Consider the following 18,438-nt stretch of genomic DNA (forward strand, 5'->3'; position numbering starts at 1 on the left):
TTGGGGGTTAAATGGTTTATTAAACTGTTGATACTTATTTTATTGAGAAACCGCTTTTAACAAATCAATAGATATATCAATGACAAAAACAGCGGTTTGTTTGATGGTGCCCGGTTTTGGATAACAATGTGTTTTTAAGATGCCCTGTCTGCGGAATACAAATCGATGTAGAAAATGTTGCAGCACGAATTGAAACCATTTGTGAAAGCTTTGGCGGAAAAACCTACTGTTTTTGCAGTGAAAATTGTAGGCACCATTTCCTAGAAGACCCCCGTGTCGCCTATTTTTCCATGGAAATTGGCATAAGCAGTAAAATGCACACTTACAGTGGCGGTCTTGGTGTTTTAGCAGGCGACATTGTAAAATCCAGTGCGGATTTGCGTTTAGGTATGATTGCTATCACGCTGGTTAGTCGTAAGGGATACTTTAAGCAGAAAATAACTGAGCAGGGCGAACAACAAGAATTTCCTGATGAATGGAACCCCAAAGAAACACTAACACTTATGTCTGACACAGTGACCGTTAGCATTGAAGGCAGACAAGTTAAAATTCAAGCATGGCTCTACGAGTACCAAAGCGTAACTGGCGGAATGGTGCCAATTCTGTTTTTGGACACTGACATGGAGGGTAATGCACCTCAGGACAGAAGAATCACTGACACCCTGTATGGCGGCGATAAGCGCTATCGGTTAAAACAGGAGGTTGTTTTGGGTATCGGCGGAGTTAAAATGCTCAAGCATTTGCCGTTTAAAATCCGAAAGTATCACATGAACGAGGGGCACTCAAGTCTGCTAACGTTGGAGTTGCTTAAGGCGAATAATTTAGATGCTGAAAAGGTCAAGAACATGTGTGTCTTCACAACGCACAGTCCTGTAGAGGCTGCTTTTGACCAGTTCAGCTACGGTTTAGCTCGTGAAGTTATCGGTAAAGAATACATGATAACCGACGTTACAAGGTATGCAGGAACAGAAAACCTCAACATGGCATACTTAGCCCTAAACCTAAGCAAGTACGTTAACGGTGTCTCACTGGCACACGTGGAGTATTCAAGAAAACTTTTCCCAGGTCGCTACATCCGCGCAGTCACCAATGGGGTTCACAGTTATACATGGACATGCTTGCACTTCCGCGAACTCTTTGACAAGTACATTCCTGCGTGGACCAACGAGCCGATTCTACTTGCCAAAGCTAGCGAAATCCCCAACCGACCCGTCTGGGATGCGCACATGAAAGCGAAAACAGACCTGTTTGGTTACGTGGAAAAAGCCAACGGCGTAAAATTGGATCCACAGGCGTTAACAATTGGGTTTGCACGTCGCGCAACAGGTTACAAACGGGCAACACTGATTTTTTCAGACATGCACAGGCTCGCAGAGATTAATCGTAACGAAAAAATTCAGATGATTTTTGCTGGAAAAGCCCACCCAAACGACACTGAAGGAAAGCACCTAATAAAACAAATCAACGATTACGCACGCATACTCAAAAACCAAATCAACATTGTTTTCCTTGAAAATTATAACATGGAAATCGCTGCCAAACTCACCTCAGGCGTTGACGTTTGGTTAAACACGCCTCTGCCGCCTATGGAAGCCTCTGGAACCAGCGGAATGAAAGCCGCTCACAACGGAGTTATCAACTTTAGTGTGCTGGATGGCTGGTGGATGGAGGGCTGCATTGAAGGCGTCACAGGCTGGGCGATTGGTCCGCATCCAAGAGAAATCATACCTGACACAGAACGCCGAGAAGTTGAACTTCGAGACCTATATAATAAACTCGAATACCTGATTGTGCCAACATACTATACCCGTAGAGACAACTGGATAGCCCTAATGAAAAACAGCATAGCCAAAATCGCTTACTACTTCCAAACACAATGGGTCATGAGACGATACATAACAGAAGCCTACCTAATCTAAACTCCAATCACATTCGGGGTTTCTTGGAAACCAGTATCCTAATTTTTGGTTTGAAAATGCTCCATTAGGGACCAAACCCTCTTAGGAGTTTTTTAGACCCCTCTATAGTTTCTGCAATGAATTTCTAATAGGAACCAAATAGACAACAAATAGAACTGTTTTTGAAGAAAAGTCTTCATGATTTTATGGTGTAGATGGTGCAACATAGATTTTGCTTGAAAACCTGCCCCGTTGAATGAGCAGTTCTTTATGGTTTTTCTGTTGCCACTGTTTTATAGAACGGTACTGGTGGACAAAAAAGGCTGGAACAAAACTGATTAAAAAAATAATGAATGCCGATGATGTATAAACAACTATCAACGGCGAATAATGATACACGAAAGTAAACAAAGGACCAAAGCCTGTGAACAACATTAACGTAATAAGTAAAATAAAAGTTACGTAGAAAAAAGAATCAGAGGTTTTACCCCTAAACTCGCCATTTTCTGAGATGCCTTTCAGAATTTTTTCTGCGCAAAATAACTAGCTCCAAACCCTGCGGCTATACCCAGAAGAGCGGGCAACCCATAAAAGGGCACTAGAAACAACATCGGCAAAAAATACGAAAAAAGAACCACATAAACCACTACAAAAACAATTGCATAAGCGCGAACCTGAAGAAACAGAAATTCGCTTTTTGGCATTTCTTGCACCTGCAGATTCATTTTGATATCAAGATGTATTTTAAATTTTTCAATTTTCTGATGATGTTTGGGTTTTTGCGTAAAATTTTTCTGACTGGAAATACTTATCTATTGCATTGCTTATTTGCTGATGCGGAAGGTTAAGAGCATGAGTGATGAAATTTCAAAATTACCACCTAACGTTCAAGAACGCTTACTCAGACTGCAACAACTGCAGCAAACCCTGCAAACCGTTTTAGCCCAGAAACAACAGGTTGAAATGGAAAAAGCAGAGATTGAACGCACAATAACTGAGCTTGGCAAAACTGCTGATGATGCAGTAATCTACAAAGCCATTGGCTCACTACTTGTAAAATCAGACAAAGCAAAGGTTTCTCAAGAACTGACTGAGCAAAAAGACCTTTTGGAAACAAGAAGTACCGTTATTGGCAGACAAGAAGAACGGTTACGTGGTCAAGTAAAAGAGGCACAAGCCAAACTTCAAGAAGACCTCAGCCCAGTTTCACAGCAGCCCCTATCCTAAGGTGAACACTGTGGTTGACTTGGGTTTTCCAGAGTTAACCACTGACCAAATTGAGCAGCTCTGCCAAATAGCAGAAACCGCTGCCCGCAACTTTATTCTTTCCAAAGTTTCCAGCAAGCAAGTTGAGACCTTAGATATTGTTGTGGAAGTTGAAGGACAAAAACCTGTCAACGTAATAGTTGAAGTTAATCTGGTTTTGTCACCTAAAGTTCAAGACGTAAACGTGGAAACCCTGGTCAAAGAAGCTACAAACCAAGCCCAAAAAGCCAGCGAAAACTATCTGAGAAAACTATCATGAGCTTCCAAGAAATAATCGATTTATTAAAAGAAAAAAATGCCAGTTTCGCGTTATTACTTTGTCATAAAAACGCTGATGCAGATGCGATTTGTTCAGCTTATGCATTTCAATGTTTGCTAAAACGGTTTTTGCCAGACCTGATTTCGGAGATTGGCACGCCTCAGGGCGTCAATAAACCCTCAAAACGTCTGCTTGAACAATTACCCATAACGGTGAACTGTAAACCAAACATTGAATCAGCTGATGTGCTTTTCCTGATGGATACTAACACAATTGAGCAACTTGACCAAGTCAGCGACGCCATAAAAAAATCCGCAGCACCCGTCGTCATAATTGACCATCACGCACCAAGCCCCGAAACCGTTAACACCTGCAAAGTCTGCATAATCGAAGAACACGCTGCGGCAACCTGTGAGTTGGTTTATGACTTGTATCGGCAGGCAAACGTGAAGCCTACTCTAAATGAGGCTAAGGCAATGTTTATTGGAATAGCTTTTGACACAAGGCATTTTGCGCTTGCAAGCTCAGCCACACTAAAAGCCCTTGGAGCCTTGGTGGATTCAGGGATAGATGCGCAGGAAACGCTGGCGATGATTTCTCTACCTATTGATAATTCTGAACGTTTAGCTAAGCTGAAAGCTTGTAAAAGAGCAAAGATCATTAAAATTAACGATTGGATTATCGCGCTCTCACATGTGAGTGCTTATCAGGCATCAGCGGCTAAATCTTTGGTTGATTTGGGGGCGCACATGTCTGCGGTGGCTGGAAAGAAAGAAGACAAAATCGAAATTAGCCTACGGTGCTCACGCCATTTTCACCAGCAGGCAGGGGTTCATTTGGGAACTGACATTGCCGTTCCGTTGGGCGAGTTGCTTGGTGGAGTTGGTGGGGGTCACGCGATGGCTTCTGGCGTGAGTGGAACCGGCGAAATTGATGAAGCACTTAAGATGTGTCTTAAACTTTTGAAACAGAAAATAGTTCAAACCGAGGGTACTGAGTAGCATTTAATTTGTGGCGTTAGAGTGCAAACCCTGATATGGCTGTTTAGAGTGTTTATTTTTGTTTAGACAGTTCATAGGAAATTCTTAATTACGTCAAAGCGCTTTAGAAACGAAAAAACCAGAAGACAAGCAGACTCAAAAATGAGTAGCTACGCTTAAATGAAGCAGTCTATACGCATAAGAATGCAGGCTCAAAAAAGATGGCGATAATTGAAACAAAAAACCTCACCTACACATACCCCGGAGCAACAAACCCCTCCATACGGGACGTTTCAATTAGCATCAACAAAGGCGAATTCGTACTAATCACAGGTCCAAGTGGTTGCGGAAAAACCACGCTCTGCCGATGCTTCAACGGACTAATACCTCATTTCTATCAGGGCGAACTAACAGGCGAAATAAAAGTCGCCGACACAGAAACCCTCAAACATCACACTTACGAAATGGCAAAACACGTGGGCTTTGTCTTCCAAAACCCAGAAAACCAGCTCTTTGCCTTATCCATTGAAAAAGATGTGGCATTTGGCTTAGAAAACATGGGCATGCCCCGTGAGGAAATCCGCAAAAAAGTCGATTGGGCACTGAACTTAACAGGAATCTACGACATACGAGAACGTTCTCCACATGAAATCTCAGGCGGGCAACAGCAACGGGTGGCTTTAGCAGCGGTTTTGGCCATGGAGCCCGAGATTATTGTTTTGGATGAGCCCACCTCATTTCTTGACCCGCTTAGCGCAGAGAAAATTTTTGATGTTATCTACGAGTTAAATAAGAAACAGGGCATCACGGTTATTTTGGTGGAGCACAGGCTGGATTTAACAGCCAAGTACACTGACCACTTAATTGTCATGGATAAGGGTAAAGTTGCTTTTGAAGGTAACCCACGTGACATTCTCAGCAAACAGGAAACGCGGCTTATGGGAGTTGGAGTTCCTAAAGCCACCCTACTCTATGAACTGCTCCTTAAAGACGGCTTAAAACTCGGCGACACCATCCCGTTATCCTCAGAAGAGCTGGCGCAGCAACTGATGGAGGCACTAAAACTAAAGTGATAGTCGCTGAAGACATTCACTATTCCTACCAAAGCAAAATTGAAGCTCTAAAAGGCGTCTCATTAACCATTAAAGATGGCGAGTTCGTCGCGATAATGGGGCAGAACGGCGCTGGAAAATCCACACTTGTCAAACACTTCAACGGGCTGCTTAAACCTTCAAGCGGAGCTGTACGCGTGGACGGCGTGGAAACAACTAAAACCAGCGTGGCAGCGCTTTCAAGAAATGTGGGCTTTGTCTTCCAAAACCCTGACCATCAACTCTTCAGCGAAACAGTAGAAGACGAAATCTCGTTTGCACTGAAAAACTTTGGGTTTGCACCTGACGTGGTTGAGAACCGCATAACTTGGGCACTAAACCTACTATCACTTAGCCAGTACCGCAAAACCTCACCGTTCCTACTCAGCGGAGGAGAACGCAAACGTGTCGCTTTAGCGTCGGTTTTAGCATGGAACCCACAGACGCTGATTTTAGATGAACCAACCATTGGACAGGACCATGAGCAGAAAGAGAAGCTTCGGCAATTTATTTTACAGATGCAATTACAAAAGAAAACCGTGGTCACGGTTACGCATGATGTGGAGTTTGTGGCTGAATGCAACCCCCGCGTTGTTTTAATGAGGGAAGGCAGAATTGTTGCGGATGGTCGGGGCAAAGAAATATTAACCAACCCGAAACTGCTACAGGAATCCTCCATTGTTTTGCCGCAGATAGCGCAGGTTTTCACAAAGCTTGAAGCGTTTGGGTTTCCTAAAGATATCATTGACATCTATGAAGCTAAAGAGGCTATCCTAAGAGCAAAGGAGAGATGGGCATGAGCATTTTTGATGGCTTAAAATTCCGCAAAGTATCCTCGCCCATACACAATCTGGATCCCCGAATGAAATTTATCTATGTCATCGCCGTTTTTGTCGCCGCCATTCTCTTCTACCAAATCATCCCACTAATAGCACTGTTTCTGCTACAGTTGCCTTTTGTTTTGCTGGCACACGTCCAAAAACAATGGCTACGTTCACTACGAGGCGCGGCTTTCTTAGCATCTTTCATCTTCATAGTTAACATTGGCACAAAGTTTTTCATGTCAAACTATCAACTCACAGCATTTGACGTAGAATCTGCCGCTGCTATGACCTTGCGGTTTGTGGTTTTGGTTGAATCCTTCTCAGTTTTCTTCTTAACCACATCTCCAGACCATTTAGGTTTGGCATTAGAGCAGAGCCGTGTTCCATACGAGTTCGCGTTTGCGTTTACAACAGCAGTACGGTTTGTTCCAGTGCTAGCCGAAGAAGCCCAAACCATTATGGATGCACAAAAAGCCCGCGGATTAGAGCTAGAGAAGGGTAACTTGCTTAAGCGTATCCGCAATTATGTTCCTGTGCTTATCCCTTTGATTGTGGGGGCTATTCGCAGAAGCTTAGAACTTGCTGAAGCGATGGAGTCACGCGCTTGGGGCGCAACAAAGAAGCGGACTAACTTGTACTCACTTAAACTTCACAGAGGCGATTATGCATTGTTGGCATTAATTGTTGGACTCATGGTTGTGGTTGTTTACAGCTGGTTATTTGTGTCTGTGCCGTCTCTGAGCGGCTTCTTTTTGGCTTAATCAGTTATCACAAATCCATATAACTTATTAAGATTTGAGACACCCTTACTGGTGAGAAGCTTGCGCCCCAGACAAGGGTAAGGAGGAGACTCATAATAGCGGATTCAAAGCAGCAAAAACCAGTAGCCGACACACTTCAGGTGCCGCATGCTGTCACAAACATGAACAGCGAAAGCTCTAAACCTGCTGCTTTTCAAGAAATTTACCAAATCCGAGAACCTTACGTTTACGCAGCTGTTGTTAGAGAAAAAGAAACCCAAAAAATGCTCTACAAAATCATTGAGCCAACATTACAAAAAAACGAGGAACAAGCTCTCCAAGAAGTCAAGAGCATTTTGATGGAAGAAATAGAGGTTAACTTTAAGGAAATTGAAAGTAAAGAAAAAGCAGAGAACTATCTTAAACAGAAAATTAGAGAAATAATCAAAAAATACAAAATCAAAATCGCCCCCGAAGCAGTAGATAAGCTCTCATATTTTTTGATTCGGGATTTTGTAGGTTTTGGAAAAATTGACCCCCTCATGGTTGACCCGTTAATCGAGGACATATCGCTTGACGGTGTGAACATTCCAGTTTACGTTTGGCATCGACTCTACGAATCCATCCCCACAAACATCAAATTCAACACTGCCGCTGAGCTGGATTCATTTGTTATACGTCTTGCTTACTTGGCGGGTAAAACCATTTCCGTATCCAACCCAATAATTGATGCTTCTCTGCCAGAGGGAAGCCGTATTCAACTCACTTACGGAAAAGAGGTAACTAAGAGAGGTTCAACATTTACTATACGGCGTTTCAAGGCTGACCCCTTAACAGTTTCTGATTTGATAGCATTTAAAACTATTAACTCGGAAATGGCTGCTTACTTGTGGTACCTCATCGAGAACCGCGCGTCCGTTATGGTTGCAGGTGGAGTTGCAAGCGGAAAAACCACGCTTCTAAACTGCCTATCCATGTTTATCCGACCAGAAATGAAAATCATCAGTGTCGAAGACACACAAGAAATTAACTTACCTCACGAAAACTGGATTCCCTCAGTGGTACGCGCTGACTTTAAAATAGACGAAAAACAAAGCAAAACCATAACACTCTACGACCTACTAAGAGCAGCGGTGCGACAAAGACCTGACTACATAATTGTCGGTGAAGTCCGCGGTGACGAAGCCTACACGTTATTTCAAGCTATGGCAACAGGGCATCTTGGCATGTGCACCATTCACGCTGAATCCGTAGAGGCAGTCATAAACAGGTTGCTCTCTGCACCAATGAATATCCCCCGTGCACTGGTTGCTATGACCAACGTATTCATTGTTATGGATAGAATAGAAGTCAATGGTAAACCAGCGCGGCGAGCTAAAGTTGTTACTGAAATGAAGGGGCTTAATCTTCAAAATAACGAGTTGGAAATTGAAAGAATATTTAGCTATGACCAGAAATTTGACAGGTTCACTTATCAAGGAAACAGTGGACTGCTTGAAAAGAACCGACAAAAAGCAGGCGTATCTGAGGTGGACCTGCAAAGAGAACTTTTGGCAAGAAAAACAGTGCTGGATTGGATGGTTAATCAAGGAATCAGAAAATACAAAGACGTCACCAACGTAATCAGAGATTATTACATTAACCCAACCCGTGTAGTCCAAAAAGCCAGAATAGAGATGAAAAACAATTGAAAACAAATCTCAAACTCTGGAAAAAAACAGCCGACAAAACAGAAGAGGCAGTACAAAAGCAGAAAAAAACACTGCTTGAAAGCTCCATGGCGCTGTCTTATCGTTTAATCGGCGACAAAATAGGACGATTCATGCCTGTTTTCAAAGACTTAGACACGGGAATAACAAAAGCAGGCCTAAAAGCCAACTTTAAAGCATACGTTAGCCTCACAATTGTCATCTCTCTCATTGTCGGGGTCATCTTCGCGGTTGCTTGCCCCATTTTGCTGTTTGCCCTCCGCATGCCGCTTATGATTATTGTTGCTGTAAGTTTTGGAGCTGCCATGATTGCAGGAGCAGTCACGGTGATTGGCTTTTACAGTTACCCACTTTATCTCGCAGACAAACATAAACGCGAGGTAGAAGATGAGTTACCCTTCGCAACAGGGTACATGGCTATCTTGGCAAGTGCAGGTGTCTCACCTGAAAAAATCTTCAATTCCATCTCCACATTAAACACGCCATTAGCTGTATCAGTTGAGGCTAAGGAAATTGTGCGGGACGTGAACCTGTTTGGTTTGGACATTATTTCTGCACTTGAAAAAACTGCTAAACAAACCCCTTCAAGCATGCTAAAAGATACATTGGAAGGAATAATTTCAACTATTCATTCAGGAAGCAGCCTTTCAGTCTATCTACGTGAAAGATTCCGAAGGGCAAGCAGCAACAAAAAATTACGGCTAAAAAAGTATGCAGATAACTTGTCGTTGCTCTCCGAAGTTTACGTGGCTTTGTTTCTGACTGCCCCCTTGTTATTGGCGATAATGGTTTCGATTATGTCGGTTTTAGGAGGCGGATTTGGCTCGCTTGGTCCAGATTTAACGCTTATCCTGCTCACTTACTTTGTGATTCCCATCGGCACAGTGCTGTTTCTGCTTGTGCTAGATATGTCATCACCTAAATGGTAGAGAAAAATGCCAAAAATAAAAAGCACCACAAAAAAAATCGTGATTGCCGCATCAGTTATTGCAGCGGTAGCTACGGTTGCGGTAGGTTACTTGTTTGTTGGTGCAACTTTGGCTTTAGATGACTTTTTTGTTTTAGCAATCACCATAGCGCTTTTGCCCATCTCAATTGTTGAGTACATAAACACTAAATGGCAAAATTCAATCGATGAACACTTACCTGACCTGTTTAGAAGCATAGTCCAAGCCCAACAAACAGGCATGACCCTGCCAGCAGCACTTGAAGACGCAGCAAAACGCAATTACGGTCCATTAAGCAAAGAACTCAAAAAGATGACGATTCAAATGTCATGGGGACTCAGCTTTGAAGAGGCATTTTTAGCGTTTGGACAACGGGTAGGAACAAAGTTAACCCAACGAGTTATCCCAGTAATCATTGAAGCCAGCAAATCAGGTGGAAACCTAGAAAAAGTCTTTGACCCCATGGGCAAATTCATACAGTCAACCATCACAATGGAAAAAGAACGCAGAGGACAAACCAGACCCTACATCGCCATCATCTACATTGCAGTTTTAGTGTTTGTCTTCACAATCGGCATCCTATTCAAAACATTCTTTATGGAAACAAACGGGGACTCACTGTTCACAGTTCAAATGCCTCTTAACGTTCTAGAGCAGTCTTTCCTGAGGCTAACTGTAGTCCAAGGTCTCTTCGGAGGATTAGTGGCTGGAAAAATGGGCGAAGGCTCGTTAGGTGCAGGATTAAAACATAGCGTAGTGTTAGTGGTTGTAGGGTACCTAGCGTTAAAACTATTACTTTAGGAGAAATAAAATGAAAAAACTCTCACGTCTAATCCGTGATAAACGTGCCATTTCGGCGGTGCTCAGTCACCTGTTACTTACGGTGATTGCTGTCGCGGTTATGTCAGGAGTTATCTCAGCAGCATATGTTATCACAAGCAACTTACGAGATAACATGGGAGAACGCTTCGTTGTTGAGGATGTTTGGTTTAACAGCCAAACAGGCACAGTGGATATTTACGTGAACAACATCGGCAGGTCTAACCTTGAAATCTCAAACGTGTACATCAACCATATCCGATGTGAAATTTTAACACCTCTTAGCTTAGAGATGGAATCAAGCGATTGGTTATCAGTCACTTATCAATGGAATTCAGGACAAACATACGATATCAACATTGTAACGAGTCGAGGAACACATATTGAAGACTATTACAAGGCACCTTAAAGCATTCAAGCAAAATAGGCGCGGCATCAGCACTGTTATAGTGGTAATGCTAAGTTTAGCTTTACTGGTGACTGTGGTTGGTAACACGGTGCTTTGGAGTTATCAGATGAACCAATTTGACCTAGACCGAATACATGAAAACGTCAACATACAATCAGCTAATGCTTCATTGATTGACTGGTATCAAACCCCCCTAAGTTACGCTTTAGGCAGTCAAACCACACTAATTAACGGAACAATTGCAAACCTTACATCGCCAGACCAAAGTTACATGATTCTTCAAAGTGGCGAATCAAGCTTACAAGACACATACCCAATATCAAATGAAGCCTCAGACGTGGATTCTTCCCCAAACACTGGACTACAATCAAACTTTACTGCTCAACAGTATGGTCCTGACGGCATATTAGATGAACTGTCTGAAGTTGGAATTGGCGGCTTTAACTCACAGAACTGGGTTGATACGTCTTCTGCGGTAGTTGGGAGCCAAAGTAACTTTGCAGCTCAACAAGCCTCCGATTCAACTTATGACACATTAAAAGAAGCACAGGTTAGCGGAGATGTAACCTTTGGAAACACCGCAGAAGGTAAATCTTACGTTTCAATCCCAAACAATAGACTATTCGGTCAAGCTTTCACTTCAGGACCAACCGAGACCACCATAAAAAGCGTGTCCTTCTACGGAGAACATTCCGCCGCAAACAAGCAAGCCAAAGTTGTTATAGTTCAAAAAAGCACTTTTAGAATCATAGAAAACGGCATTTCAAACCCAGTAACAGTTAGCAAAACCCTTCAGTGGCACAAAGCAACTTTTCCAGTTGAACCAAAAATCGAACCCAACACAGATTACATCCTTATGGTTGTAACAAGCCATAGCACCCTTTACTTATACTACACAAGCGCAACAGAAGGTTCAGAGTACATTGACGAAACAAACAGTTACGCAAAACCCCGTGACCCCGCCGACGCAAAAACAGGAACCCATCAGTACAGCATTTACGCAACAACCTCACAAACAAGCAGCTACCAAATAGACATCCAAGAACACTGGGAAAAAGCCGTTTACACATGTGCAAACGAGCAGTTATGTGTAAGAACAGGCGAAATGAGCTCAGAAGCACTGATGTTGCAAGCGTGGGATGGCTCTTCATGGCAAACGGTTTCATCAAGTCTAAAAGCTGACACATGGAACAATTTCTCAGTCACAAAGTATCTCACATCAGCCTCCTTCTCAATTAGGTTCACAGATGGTTCCCAGTCAGGTGACAACACACAAGATTCATGGCAAATAGAAAGCACACTGCTCCACACATGGGACAGCGCCAGTCAACCCATAAACATTGAAGAACAATTCACAAACATAGATTACACTAAACAAAACGAGCAACTTTGCATATACACTGGAAGCTGGAGCCATGGGGCAAGCTTAGCAGTTCAAGTTTGGAACGGCACCTGGAACACAGTTATTGCCTCTTTAGCGCCAAACAGCTGGAACAACGTGTCAGTCAGCAGTTATTTGACCACAAGCGACCTTACAATTCGGTTTTTAAGCACAGAAAGTGGGTCAAGCTTAAACAGTTGGCAAATAGACACTGTTCTTCTTAACACTTGGTCAATTGGCTACGTAACACAGGTGGAGTTTACTGGTTCTGATTACAGCAGTTCAAACGTTATTCCATGGCTGGAAATTGATTGGGCAACCGCCATAGCATTCAACACTAGCTCAGTTAGCGTCAACCTTCAACTCTTCAATTACTCATCGGGAACATACCAAACCGGTGGAGATGGCTACTTAGCGTACACTTCAAATTCTACACCAAACACCAGCGATGATAAAAGCCAAATAATAACTTTTGAAACAGATGACTTCCGCGATTCCGAAGGCGTCTGGAAACTAAAACTGGTGGGCTTTACAGGTTCCCCGTTTACTATGCAAGTTGATTATGTACAGATGCACCAGAATACGCCGCCAGGAATCCTGATGTCTCTAAAAAATGAGGGTTCTTTAACCATGCATATTGTTGCAGTCTGGACAGATACTGCCACAGTTCACCAGCGATTTGATCAAGATGAATATCTTAACGCTGGAGAAACAAGCATGTTCTTTTTTGAAGACCTGCCGTACCCTTCACCACAAGGAGTAATTAAAGTGGTTACTGAAAGAGGAAACTTGGCAGTGTACTCCTAAAACCTTGTTTAAGCTGAAAAAGAAGAATTAGATGTTTTGTTTAACCTGAGTTAGAGCTTCTTCAAGGTTTTTAGCTTCAATAGTAACAATCTTGTAGAGTTCAGCCATTTTCTTTGCGTTCTCACTTAGCTTGGGAATAGCCACCAAGCAGGCTTTTTCGGGGGAGACATCAAAAATCTTTGCGAAAAGAGAAATCACGGGCTGCTCTGAAACCGCTGTGTCGCTTGTCGCTATATCCACTACGATTTTTCTTTGTGGGTCTTTATTATATGCCACTATGCTGAAGGCATGTTTTGCACCTGATTTTCCTAAAACGAAAGGTTCATCCTCAATTGTTAATCCTTGATTAAGTAAAGAGTGCTGTATTGAAGTAGTCAAGAACCAACTCAGTGAAGAATTGTTTTTTATGTCCTCTTTAAGCGAATAAGAGTAAGCATCTTCAATAACTGCATCTTCAAAAGTGGATGTAGTGTGGCAGTTGCGGCAAAAGTTTTCTGTCACTGGAACATCAAAGTTTTTTCCGCAGTCTTTGCAGTTACACCAGACGCCGGCTTTGCGGTAATCTGAATCAACCACTTTTAGGTTGTCATGGCATTTTGGACAGACCAGGCTTTCATTTGTGCGGAAGTTCTTTTCCACATCCATGTAGCCACATTTTATGTGTTCGATAAGTGAGCTTCGCTCTATGTTAAATGATTTACAGAATGGGCAACAGTAACGGAAAGTGATGGATAATGAGTGGCAGTTTGGGCAATGAATTACTTTGTCGTAGGGTTTTCTTTCTAAGATTCCGTTTTCATATAGTTCGTTCAGGAAAGAAGCAACTTTTGTTGGGTCACAAAGGATGTTTTCAACCACGGGATAATAGTAGCCTAGTTTAGCATCAAAAACTGGCTCAAGCATTTTGAGTTCTCCACTCAAAAACTTACTTAACAGTAGTTGAACACAACTATCATTGTATAATGCTAAAGTTTTCTTTGCATTTTCACCCATGCGTTTGTCCAAACTTTAATTGTTAATTTTTGAGTAGATAATTTTGCAGACGTGTCTTTAAGCATTTCTTATTATTTAGTGCTATACCTTTAACTGTAATTTAATAATTAAGAATTCTGAATTCCAATCCAAAATTCACACACTATGTTAAAACAATAAAAGAAACAAAGAATAAAAACCTAACAAAGAGGATAACCATGGCAGAGCAAACTCGATTTGGACCCGCAGGAGTCCCACCTACCTTTCGGATTCTTAAAGCCAAACTATCAGATGTTCCTGCATTATTAAGAGAGGAAGGACTTGACGCTTTTGAGTATCAAGCAGTAAGATGGGGCGCTAAACCACAAATAAAACAGCAAGAAGCAGAAAAACTAGCTGTAGCGGCCAAAAAAAGCGATGTACGCCTGAGCATGCATGGCTCCTATTACATTAATTTGTCTGGGAAGGATGATGTGGTAGCAGCCAGCAAAGAACGGTTACTTGGAGCTGCAACTGCTGCTAATTGGATGGGCGCGTATGTTATGGTTTTTCATGTGGGCTTTTATGGACGATTCGAGAAAAGTTTCGCGTTCAATAACTGTCTCAAAGCATTAAAAGAAGTTAGTGCCCAAATGAGCAGTTTAGGTTTGAAAACTAAGCTTGGTCCTGAAACTATGGGCAGAAAATTTCAAGTGGGCTCACTTGACGAAATCATTACAATCTGCCGAGAAATAGAAAACACACAACTAGTTGTGGATTGGGGGCACCTGCATGCTCGGAACTTGGGCGGTTTTAAGAAAGTTGAAGACATGCGACAAGTTGCAATAAAAATTGAACAAGAGCTTGGAACTAAAGCGCTCCAGAACATGCATTGTCACTTTTCAAAAATAGAGTTCAACGCTCAAGGAGAACGTAGGCATCACATTTTAGATGAGAAACGTTATGGACCAGACTTTGAAATGCTTGCGGATGTTCTGTTGGAGTTTGGCATGCATCCTACAATGATTTGTGAATCACCAATCTTGGATATTGATGCCATAAAAATGAGAGACACTCTAAAAGAAGTGGCGGCAAGGAAAGCACAAAACAAAAATTAGCTTTTAACGCTATTGACTGAAAATATGAAACATTTTAATGGAAAATACAAAGAAAAAAGAAAGCTATGCTTTCTTTTCTAATGCCTTACGTAAAACGTCGGCCTTGTCAGTTTTTTCCCATGGGAAATCTGCATCGTCTCTGCCAAAGTGACCAAAGCAAGCGGTTTTCTTGTATATTGGTCTTAGCAGTTGCAGTTGGTCGATGATTCCTTTGGGTCTCATGTCAAAGTTTTGGTTAACCAACGCCAAGATTTCCTCATCAGGCAGTTTTCCTGTGCCAAAAGTGTTAACTAACACTGAGATTGGGTGGGCAACACCGATTGCGTAGCTGATTTGGGTTTCGCATTGGTCAGCTAAGCCTGCTGCAACGATGTTTTTGGCTATGTAACGTGCCATGTAACATCCGCTGCGGTCAACTTTGGATGGATCTTTGCCGCTAAAGCATCCGCCGCCGTGACTGCCTACACCACCATAAGTGTCTACGATGATTTTTCGTCCAGTTAATCCTGAGTCTGCAAGGGTTCCGCCGATAACAAATCTGCCTGTACCATTAATTACGTATTTAACGTCTTCAGCCAACATGTTTTCTGGAATAACACTTTTGATAACTTTCTCGATGATTTCGTTCTTTAATGTGGCTTCATCAATGCAGCCGTTGTTTTGAGCTGCAATAACCACTGTTTTGACACATTTTGGTTTCCCATTCTCATATTCGATTGTTACTTGGGATTTGCAGTCTGGACGCAAATAGGGCATGATTTTCTGTTTTCTTACATCAGCCAATCGTTTTACAAGTCTTTGCGCAAGAAGGATTGGCATGGGCATGAGCTCTTTTGTTTCGTTGGATGCGTACCCAAAAACCATTCCTTGGTCTCCAGCACCCTGCTCGTGACCCTCGGTTTCGGTTACACCCATGGAAATGTCTGGGGACTGCTCAGTGATGGATGTTAGAATGCCGCAGGTTTCCCAGTCTAAGCCATCTTTGGCATTGTCAAAGCCGATTTCTTTGAGTGTTTGACGTACAATGCATGGGTAATTTACGTTGACTTTAGTGGTTATTTGACCCGTAATAATTACTGTTCCCTGCATGACCAGGGTTTCGCAGTCTACACGTGCTTTTGGGTCAATGCTAAAGATTGCGTCAAGGACACTGTCAGAAATCTGGTCTGCAACCTTATCAGGGTGACCCTCGCCGACTGATTCAGAGGTAAACAAATATTTTCCGTCTCTTTTCATCCAAGAACCCTTCAATTTTAAACATGTTTGAAAAGTAAATACCCTGTGTACGTCTTAAAAGCCTTTCTCCTAAATACGAATAGAACAAATAATCAATCAACAACAACCTTGAAAAAACCATTTTAACCGTTAAAAAATAAGTTAATGCTGAAGTGTTATGAAAAAAATTATAAAATCAACCAATGCCCCAAAACCTGTCGGACCCTACAATCAGGCAGTGCAAGCAGGTAACTTTCTTTTTATTTCAGGACAAATAGCAATTCAACCTGAAACAGGCAAGATTCTTGTGGGGGATATTAAGCAGCAGACCAGTCAAGTTATTAAAAATGTTAAGGCTATACTGGAAATTGCAGGTTACGGTTTTAGTGACATTGTGCAGGTGCAGGTTTACCTTTCCTCGATGGCGTTATTTAGTGATTTTAATGTTGAATACGCAAAATATTTTGAGCAGGAACCCCCCGCACGTGTCACAGCAGGCGTTGAACTGATGCCAAATGCCCTTATAGAGATAGCAGTTACTGCTTACAAACAATAAATCCGCATTGGGAACCTTATACTTTAAAAAGCAATACATGCTTAAAATATGATAAGGGCAAGTTATGGCTATAATGCTAAAGAAACTAATCAGTGAGATAGCTGGGAAAAAAGCTCCTGGACCATCTACTACCTTTACAGTTTTTCACATTTTCTACGCCTTAGAGTTAATGGCTCAAAAACCATTGGGCAGAAATAAGATGGCAGAAAAACTCAATGTTGGAGATGGCGCGGTTAGAACCATAATTAGACGATTAAGAAAATACGAGCTAATTGAAACCACCAAAGAAGGTTGCACCCTATCAAAAAAAGGATTAGAAATTTGGCAACAGTTCGAACAGGTTTTTCCTAAACGCCTAAAAGTTGAAAAATCAGAACTTGCAACCTCAGATTACAACTATGCTTTCCTTGTTAAAGATGCCGGGCATAAAGTCAAATCAGGTATTGACCAGCGGGATGCAGCAATAATTGCGGGTGCCCAAAAAGCCATGATTATTGTTTTCAAAAATAACAACTTAAGCATCCAATCTGTAAGCAATAACATCGAAAAATTGTATCCTAAAGCTGCAAGCGAAATCCACCAAGACCTATCACCACAAGAAAACGATGTTATAATCATTGCCGGCGCAGAATCCGCAATGAAGGCTAAGCGGGGAGCATTTGCAGCAAGCTGGTCGCTTATCGATTAAGTTGTATATTTTTCGCCTTCCATCAAAATCCTCTCAAGCACCATGTTGAGGTTTGTCATGCCCGCGTTGGTTTTGGAGGAGATGGGACTGAGCAAAAATTTTAAGCCCAAACGGTTAATTGCCTGCATCATGTTTCTGCTAAAGAGAGCTTTTGTGCCTTGAAGTTTTTTATCAATCGCTTCTTCAAGAACCCTTGGATTAGACCAGCTGGTGATGGCTTCAAGTTCCTTTTTGGGAATCAAATCGCTTTTTGAAAGCAAATGAATCTGCGGCTGCAAAAACCTGTTAAAGACTGCAGCGGAAAGGAACATGTTTGAGACGTAATTTAGGGGGTTAACTGAGAAAACAGCGTCAAAGAGATAAACAAGCGCTTTAGGCTCCTTGGTTAACTCGTTTACTATGTATGGTCCACTCGCTCGGAAAGCAAACAACTCCATTTGACCAGGCGTATCTACAATCACTAAATCCGCATTTACCTCGTTTATGTCTCTGGTCAGGTTCTCGATTTCGTCAGCAATCAAATCCGCAGCCATAATCAAAGCCCCGTTTGGACCAAGATTGTACTTTTCCATCAAATCACCCACGTTAACGTAGTTTCGGACATCAACATCTGGTGAATAAGGCAGTTTTAGTGCGCCAGGATCCAAGTTAACGATGGCAACATCTTGTTTTGACATTTTTAGCCATTCACTAAATGATGCAGTGAAAAGAGATTTCCCTGACCCCGCGGTTCCAATTACAAACACAACTGGCAAGATTTTTCCCTGATAGTCAACGATT

The 18,438-nt window shown here is 42.2% G+C and carries 19 protein-coding genes; 15 read left to right on the forward strand and 4 right to left on the reverse strand.

Going from position 1 to position 18,438, the window contains the following annotated elements; genetic code table 11:
* The first annotated feature begins 116 nt into the window (after positions 1-116).
* Positions 117-1,919: an alpha-glucan family phosphorylase gene (gene glgP, locus NWF01_01900; GenBank protein ID MCW4023770.1), complete on the forward strand. Its 1,803-nt coding sequence runs from the start codon at positions 117-119 to the stop codon at positions 1,917-1,919.
* Between the two features lie 497 nt (positions 1,920-2,416).
* Here the strand turns inward: glgP and NWF01_01905 are convergent, their stop codons facing one another.
* A complete protein-coding gene (locus tag NWF01_01905; protein MCW4023771.1) occupies positions 2,417-2,602 on the reverse strand; it encodes a hypothetical protein in 186 nt (61 codons plus the stop codon).
* A gap of 148 nt (positions 2,603-2,750) precedes the next feature.
* Between NWF01_01905 and NWF01_01910 the strand changes: the two genes are divergently transcribed.
* From NWF01_01910 to NWF01_01960, 11 genes are all read left to right on the forward strand, one after another.
* Positions 2,751-3,125, forward strand: a complete 375-nt coding sequence (locus NWF01_01910; GenBank protein MCW4023772.1) for a prefoldin subunit beta — start codon at positions 2,751-2,753, stop codon at positions 3,123-3,125.
* A 10-nt stretch (positions 3,126-3,135) separates the two neighbouring features.
* A complete protein-coding gene (locus NWF01_01915; GenBank protein MCW4023773.1) occupies positions 3,136-3,423 on the forward strand; it encodes a DUF3194 domain-containing protein in 288 nt (95 codons plus the stop codon).
* Positions 3,420-4,424, forward strand: a complete 1,005-nt coding sequence (locus tag NWF01_01920; GenBank protein MCW4023774.1) for a DHH family phosphoesterase — start codon at positions 3,420-3,422, stop codon at positions 4,422-4,424. Before NWF01_01915 ends, NWF01_01920 begins: the two co-directional genes overlap by 4 nt.
* Positions 4,425-4,624: 200 nt before the next feature.
* A complete protein-coding gene (locus NWF01_01925) occupies positions 4,625-5,476 on the forward strand; it encodes an energy-coupling factor ABC transporter ATP-binding protein (protein ID MCW4023775.1) in 852 nt (283 codons plus the stop codon).
* Positions 5,473-6,294, forward strand: a complete 822-nt coding sequence (locus NWF01_01930; GenBank protein MCW4023776.1) for an energy-coupling factor ABC transporter ATP-binding protein — start codon at positions 5,473-5,475, stop codon at positions 6,292-6,294. The genes NWF01_01925 and NWF01_01930 overlap by 4 nt, the downstream gene beginning before the upstream one ends.
* A complete protein-coding gene (locus tag NWF01_01935; protein MCW4023777.1) occupies positions 6,291-7,079 on the forward strand; it encodes an energy-coupling factor transporter transmembrane protein EcfT in 789 nt (262 codons plus the stop codon). Before NWF01_01930 ends, NWF01_01935 begins: the two co-directional genes overlap by 4 nt.
* A 161-nt stretch (positions 7,080-7,240) precedes the next feature.
* Entirely contained in the window at positions 7,241-8,749 is a 1,509-nt protein-coding gene (locus tag NWF01_01940; protein ID MCW4023778.1) for a type II/IV secretion system ATPase subunit, read from the forward strand.
* Positions 8,746-9,696: a type II secretion system F family protein gene (locus NWF01_01945; GenBank protein ID MCW4023779.1), complete on the forward strand. Its 951-nt coding sequence runs from the start codon at positions 8,746-8,748 to the stop codon at positions 9,694-9,696. The genes NWF01_01940 and NWF01_01945 overlap by 4 nt, the downstream gene beginning before the upstream one ends.
* A 6-nt stretch (positions 9,697-9,702) precedes the next feature.
* Entirely contained in the window at positions 9,703-10,515 is an 813-nt protein-coding gene (locus NWF01_01950; GenBank protein ID MCW4023780.1) for a type II secretion system F family protein, read from the forward strand.
* 10 nt (positions 10,516-10,525) lie between these two features.
* Entirely contained in the window at positions 10,526-10,942 is a 417-nt protein-coding gene (locus tag NWF01_01955; GenBank protein MCW4023781.1) for a hypothetical protein, read from the forward strand.
* On the forward strand, positions 10,917-13,130 hold the full coding sequence (locus tag NWF01_01960) for a hypothetical protein (protein ID MCW4023782.1): 2,214 nt from the start codon (positions 10,917-10,919) through the stop codon (positions 13,128-13,130). The genes NWF01_01955 and NWF01_01960 overlap by 26 nt, the downstream gene beginning before the upstream one ends.
* Positions 13,131-13,157: 27 nt before the next feature.
* Here NWF01_01960 and NWF01_01965 read toward each other — a convergent pair whose 3' ends face one another.
* Positions 13,158-14,123: a hypothetical protein gene (locus NWF01_01965; GenBank protein MCW4023783.1), complete on the reverse strand. Its 966-nt coding sequence runs from the start codon at positions 14,121-14,123 to the stop codon at positions 13,158-13,160.
* A gap of 197 nt (positions 14,124-14,320) precedes the next feature.
* On the opposite strand from NWF01_01965, the gene NWF01_01970 reads away from it, so the two are divergent.
* Positions 14,321-15,199, forward strand: coding sequence for a TIM barrel protein (locus NWF01_01970; GenBank protein MCW4023784.1), 879 nt, complete (start codon positions 14,321-14,323; stop codon positions 15,197-15,199).
* Positions 15,200-15,262: 63 nt separating this feature from the next.
* On the opposite strand, the gene metK is transcribed toward NWF01_01970, so the two are convergent.
* The gene (gene metK / locus NWF01_01975) at positions 15,263-16,435 is read right to left on the reverse strand and encodes a methionine adenosyltransferase (GenBank protein ID MCW4023785.1); all 1,173 of its coding nucleotides are present in this window, start codon (positions 16,433-16,435) and stop codon (positions 15,263-15,265) included.
* 157 nt (positions 16,436-16,592) lie between these two features.
* Between metK and NWF01_01980 the strand changes: the two genes are divergently transcribed.
* A complete protein-coding gene (locus NWF01_01980) occupies positions 16,593-16,970 on the forward strand; it encodes a Rid family detoxifying hydrolase (GenBank protein ID MCW4023786.1) in 378 nt (125 codons plus the stop codon).
* A gap of 64 nt (positions 16,971-17,034) precedes the next feature.
* Positions 17,035-17,658, forward strand: a complete 624-nt coding sequence (locus NWF01_01985; GenBank protein MCW4023787.1) for a DUF4443 domain-containing protein — start codon at positions 17,035-17,037, stop codon at positions 17,656-17,658.
* On the opposite strand, the gene NWF01_01990 is transcribed toward NWF01_01985, so the two are convergent.
* Positions 17,655-18,404, reverse strand: a complete 750-nt coding sequence (locus NWF01_01990) for an ATP/GTP-binding protein (GenBank protein MCW4023788.1) — start codon at positions 18,402-18,404, stop codon at positions 17,655-17,657. The genes NWF01_01985 and NWF01_01990 overlap by 4 nt on opposite strands.
* Positions 18,405-18,438 lie beyond the last annotated feature (34 nt).

The organism is Candidatus Bathyarchaeota archaeon, from assembly GCA_026014585.1.
Lineage (GTDB): Archaea > Thermoproteota > Bathyarchaeia > Bathyarchaeales > Bathycorpusculaceae > Bathycorpusculum.

What these genes read in the sequence shown, in the direction of transcription:
- NWF01_01905 (MCW4023771.1), bottom strand. Translation starts at nt 2,602, where the DNA reads ATGCCAAAAAGCGAATTTCTGTTTCTTCAGGTTCGCGCTTATGCAATT.
- NWF01_01910 (MCW4023772.1), top strand. Translation starts at nt 2,751, where the DNA reads ATGAGTGATGAAATTTCAAAATTACCACCTAACGTTCAAGAACGCTTA.
- NWF01_01920 (MCW4023774.1), top strand. Translation starts at nt 3,420, where the DNA reads ATGAGCTTCCAAGAAATAATCGATTTATTAAAAGAAAAAAATGCCAGT.
- NWF01_01925 (MCW4023775.1), top strand. Translation starts at nt 4,625, where the DNA reads ATGGCGATAATTGAAACAAAAAACCTCACCTACACATACCCCGGAGCA.
- NWF01_01935 (MCW4023777.1), top strand. Translation starts at nt 6,291, where the DNA reads ATGAGCATTTTTGATGGCTTAAAATTCCGCAAAGTATCCTCGCCCATA.
- NWF01_01940 (MCW4023778.1), top strand. Translation starts at nt 7,241, where the DNA reads ATGAACAGCGAAAGCTCTAAACCTGCTGCTTTTCAAGAAATTTACCAA.
- NWF01_01950 (MCW4023780.1), top strand. Translation starts at nt 9,703, where the DNA reads ATGCCAAAAATAAAAAGCACCACAAAAAAAATCGTGATTGCCGCATCA.
- NWF01_01955 (MCW4023781.1), top strand. Translation starts at nt 10,526, where the DNA reads ATGAAAAAACTCTCACGTCTAATCCGTGATAAACGTGCCATTTCGGCG.
- NWF01_01965 (MCW4023783.1), bottom strand. Translation starts at nt 14,123, where the DNA reads ATGGGTGAAAATGCAAAGAAAACTTTAGCATTATACAATGATAGTTGT.
- NWF01_01970 (MCW4023784.1), top strand. Translation starts at nt 14,321, where the DNA reads ATGGCAGAGCAAACTCGATTTGGACCCGCAGGAGTCCCACCTACCTTT.
- metK (MCW4023785.1), bottom strand. Translation starts at nt 16,435, where the DNA reads ATGAAAAGAGACGGAAAATATTTGTTTACCTCTGAATCAGTCGGCGAG.
- NWF01_01980 (MCW4023786.1), top strand. Translation starts at nt 16,593, where the DNA reads ATGAAAAAAATTATAAAATCAACCAATGCCCCAAAACCTGTCGGACCC.
- NWF01_01985 (MCW4023787.1), top strand. Translation starts at nt 17,035, where the DNA reads ATGGCTATAATGCTAAAGAAACTAATCAGTGAGATAGCTGGGAAAAAA.